Below are 3,439 nucleotides of genomic sequence, written 5' to 3' on the forward strand. Positions count from 1 at the left end.
GCTGGCTCCCCGTCAGCCGGATTGGGTTGCATCGCAGGGGTGTCGAAAGAGTCAACTGCGGTCCAAAGCTGTTGGACTTGGGTGAAAAGGGCGTTTATTCTTCCTATACGTGCCGCGTTCCAGGCGGCGACTATGAGGGCTATGTCGATGCCCATGTGCGCCGGCTGGAGGCGCTACGCCGGGCCGGTATCGTCGAGCGGATCGACGCCGACCAATGGCGCATCCCCGATGATCTGGTCAGCCGTGCCGCCGCCCATGACGCCGGCCGAGACAGTCAGGCCAGCGTTCGCGTCCTTTCCCCGGTCGATCTGAACAAACAGATCGGATCGGACGGCGCGACCTGGCTGGACCGGCGGCTGATCCACGGCGAGACGGCCGACCTTGCGCCAACCGGCTTCGGGCAACAAGTCCGCGAAGCCATGGACCAGCGCCGCGAGCACCATATCGAACAGGGCGACGCCACCCGCAGCCGGGACAGCCGCGTCTTCTACCGGCGCAACCTTCTCGCCATCCTGCGGGAGCGCGAGGTAGTCGGCGTCGGATCGGATATGGCTTTGAGTAAGGGCCTGCCGTTCCGCGCCGCCACGGACGGCGAGAGCGTCAGCGGCAAGTTTACCGGAACCGTGCATCTATCGAGCGGCAAGTTCGCCGTGGTCGAGAAATCCCATGAGTTCACCCTTGTCCCGTGGCGGCCGATCATCGACCGCCAACTCGGCCGCGAGGTTATGGGCATCGTGCAGGGCGGGTCGGTGTCGTGGCAGTTAGGGCGGCAGAGGGGGCTGGAACGCTGAGTGCGCCCATGCCGCATTGCGAAGCAAAAGATAATCGGATAAAATGTAGCAATTCATATTCGTAAGCGTGGAGTAATCAGATGGGAAATTCCAAGTCAGCAGACAAGTAAGCCGCAACAACCAGTATTGTTGTTGCGGCGCTCTGTAAGGCTAGTCTCATCTGATTGCTGACGAGCAGACGTCGCCCGGTATTCCTTAATCGAGGGTTGATTCGTCATGACCACCACACGCCCCGCGTGGGCCTATACGCTGCCGGCAGCACTGCTGCTGATGGCTCCTTTCGACATCCTCGCTTCACTGGCGATGGATATTTATCTCCCTGTCGTTCCAGCGATGCCCGGCATCCTGAACACGACGCCCGCTATGATCCAACTCACGTTGAGCCTCTATATGGTGATGCTCGGCGTGGGCCAGGTGATTTTTGGTCCGCTCTCAGACAGAATCGGGCGACGGCCAATTCTACTTGCGGGCGCAACGGCTTTCGTCATTGCGTCTCTGGGAGCAGCTTGGTCTTCAACTGCACCGGCCTTTGTCGCTTTCCGTCTACTTCAAGCAGTGGGCGCGTCGGCCATGCTGGTGGCGACGTTCGCGACGGTTCGCGACGTTTATGCCAACCGTCCTGAGGGTGTCGTCATCTACGGCCTTTTCAGTTCGGTGCTGGCGTTCGTGCCTGCGCTCGGCCCTATCGCCGGAGCATGGATCGGCGAGTTCTTGGGATGGCAGGCGATATTCATTACTTTGGCTATACTGGCGATGCTCGCACTCCTAAATGCGGGTTTCAGGTGGCACGAAACCCGCCCTCTGGATCAAGTCAAGACGCGCCGATCTGTCTTGCCGATCTTCGCGAGTCCGGCTTTTTGGGTTTACACTGTCGGCTTTAGCGCCGGTATGGGCACCTACTTCGTCTTCTTCTCGACGGCTCCCCGTGTGCTCATAGGCCAAGCGGAATATTCCGAGATCGGATTCAGCTTTGCCTTCGCCACTGTCGCGCTTGTAATGATCGTGACAACCCGTTTCGCGAAGTCCTTTGTCGCCAGATGGGGCATCGCAGGATGCGTGGCGCGTGGGATGGCGTTGCTTGTTTGCGGAGCGGTCCTGTTGGGGATCGGCGAACTTTACGGCTCGCCGTCATTCCTCACCTTCATCCTACCGATGTGGGTTGTCGCGGTCGGTATTGTCTTCACGGTGTCCGTTACCGCGAACGGCGCTTTGGCAGAGTTCGACGACATCGCGGGATCAGCGGTCGCGTTCTACTTCTGCGTTCAAAGCCTGATAGTCAGCATTGTCGGGACATTGGCGGTGGCACTTTTAAACGGTGACACAGCGTGGCCCGTGATCTGTTACGCCACGGCGATGGCGGTACTGGTTTCGTTGGGGCTGGTGCTCCTTCGGCTCCGTGGGGCTGCCACCGAGAAGTCGCCAGTCGTCTAACCGACGACTGGTAGCAGGCCCGCTCCGATGCGGCGCACTAACCATCGAAACCTCGTGAATGTCGGTATCCTGTCTGGCAGGATACCGCTCATTTCCCTTGTTCAGTTCATCGCCGTCGCCGAGCATCTGAATTTTCGGCATGCGGCCAAGGCACTTGGTATCAGCCAGTCGAGCGTCAGCGCGCGTGTGAAAGCGCTGGAGGATAACCTTGGTGTCCTGCTATTTGAGCGCCATGCGCGGGGCGTTCGGCTAACAGACGCAGGCAGGCACTTCATGGAGCGTGTCACGGCGGGTGTCGATCAACTCGATCACGCAGTGAAGACCGCGGAGTGACGGGCACTGGCTGGCAATGTCTAGCAACGGCAGGCATTTCGGCTGAGGGTAAAAGAACTTTCCGCTAAGCGATAGACTGTATGTAAACACAGTATTGCAAGGACGCGGAACATGCCTCATGTGGCGGCCAGGACGGCCAGCCGGGATCGGGATACTGGTCGTTACCAGAGCCACCGACCCGAGCAAACCCTTCTCTATCAGATCGTTGACGAGTATTACCCGGCATTCGCTGCGCTTATGGCAGAGCAGGGAAAGGAATTGCCGGGCTATGTGCAACGGGAATTTGAAGAATTTCTCCAATGCGGGCGGCTGGAGCATGGCTTTCTACGGGTTCGCTGCGAGTCTTGCCACGCCGAGCACCTGGTCGCTTTCAGCTGTAAGCGTCGCGGTTTCTGCCCGAGCTGTGGGGCGCGGCGGATGGCCGAAAGTGCCGCCTTGCTGGTTGATGAAGTACTGCCTGAACAACCCATGCGTCAGTGGGTGTTGAGCTTCCCGTTTCAGCTGCGTTTCCTGTTTGCCAGCCGGCCCGAGATCATGGGGTGGGTGCTGGGCATCGTTTACCGCGTCATTGCCACGCACCTGGTCAAGAAAGCGGGCCATACCCACCAAGTGGCCAAGACGGGCGCGGTCACCCTGATCCAGCGTTTTGGATCGGCGCTCAATCTGAATGTTCACTTCCACATGCTGTTTCTCGACGGTGTGTATGTCGAGCAATCCCACGGCTCAGCGCGTTTCCGCTGGGTCAAGGCGCCGACCAGCCCAGAGCTCACCCAGCTGACGCACACCATCGCCCACCGGGTGGGTCGCTATCTGGAACGGCAAGGCCTGCTGGAACGGGATGTCGAAAACAGCTATCTGGCCTCGGATGCGGTGGATGACGACCC

Annotated in this window: 3 protein-coding genes and 1 pseudogene; all 4 read left to right on the forward strand. The window is 59.7% G+C overall.

Going from position 1 to position 3,439, the window contains the following annotated elements; translation table 11 throughout:
- Window positions 1-791 (forward strand): DUF3363 domain-containing protein (locus tag ACJHYW_RS25020; protein ID WP_240743508.1); only part of this gene is annotated, 791 nt, incomplete at its 5' end.
- 216 nt (window positions 792-1,007) lie between these two features.
- A complete protein-coding gene (gene floR / locus ACJHYW_RS25025; RefSeq protein ID WP_058657119.1) occupies window positions 1,008-2,222 on the forward strand; it encodes a chloramphenicol/florfenicol efflux MFS transporter FloR in 1,215 nt (404 codons plus the stop codon).
- Window positions 2,223-2,249: 27 nt separating this feature from the next.
- Window positions 2,250-2,555, forward strand: coding sequence for a LysR family transcriptional regulator (locus ACJHYW_RS25030; protein ID WP_001255015.1), 306 nt, complete (start codon window positions 2,250-2,252; stop codon window positions 2,553-2,555).
- Window positions 2,556-2,666: 111 nt separating this feature from the next.
- Window positions 2,667-3,439, forward strand: a pseudogene (locus tag ACJHYW_RS25035) (IS91-like element ISVsa3 family transposase); the annotation flags it as partial.

Source organism: Escherichia sp. WS3063 (assembly GCF_046486595.1).
Lineage (GTDB): Bacteria > Pseudomonadota > Gammaproteobacteria > Enterobacterales > Enterobacteriaceae > Escherichia > Escherichia coli.

Excerpts from the sequence above, each read along its gene's own strand:
- ACJHYW_RS25030 (WP_001255015.1), top strand. The coding sequence starts at position 2,250 with ATGCGGCGCACTAACCATCGAAACCTCGTGAATGTCGGTATCCTGTCT.
- floR (WP_058657119.1), top strand. The coding sequence starts at position 1,008 with ATGACCACCACACGCCCCGCGTGGGCCTATACGCTGCCGGCAGCACTG.